Consider the following 500-nt stretch of genomic DNA (forward strand, 5'->3'; position numbering starts at 1 on the left):
CAACGTAGCGTAACCCCAGGCAAGAAGCTCGTGGATATGCCTTTTACTCTGCTGTCGCTGAAAATGATAATGCAAGAGAACTCAGGCAAAAAGATATCCTCAGAGAATTTGCAGTGGTACTTACTGCATCCATTCGCCAAAATGTCACGTTGGATTGGACAATTAAAGAAGCAGCACGGGCAAAGTTAAGAGTAATTGTGAAACGGCTACTAAAAAAATATGGATACCCACCTGATATGGCATTATTAGCGACTGAAACTGTTATAGAACAAGCCGAACAATTAGCAAATGAACTAGCGGAAATGTCGAATTTAGAAGAGGTTTGACCATAAATTAGACCATCGGATTTTTGAACTGATGGACCTTCAAATAGACCGTTGGTCTAAACTGTTTTTCTTATTTTTTCCATTGAAAAACCCTCTAAACTCATGATTTAGAGGGTTCGATATATGGTGGGCCCACCGTGACTTGAACACGGGACCAACGGATTATGAGTCCGC

The 500-nt window shown here is 41.0% G+C and carries 1 pseudogene; it reads left to right on the forward strand.

Annotated elements, in window-relative coordinates:
• Nucleotides 1-35: 35 nt before the first annotated feature.
• A pseudogene (locus B4237_RS17375) lies at nt 36-326 on the forward strand (type I restriction enzyme endonuclease domain-containing protein); the annotation flags it as partial.
• Nucleotides 327-500: the final 174 nt, after the last annotated feature.

This window comes from Acinetobacter sp. UBA6526 (genome assembly GCF_002434875.1).
GTDB lineage: Bacteria > Pseudomonadota > Gammaproteobacteria > Pseudomonadales > Moraxellaceae > Acinetobacter > Acinetobacter venetianus.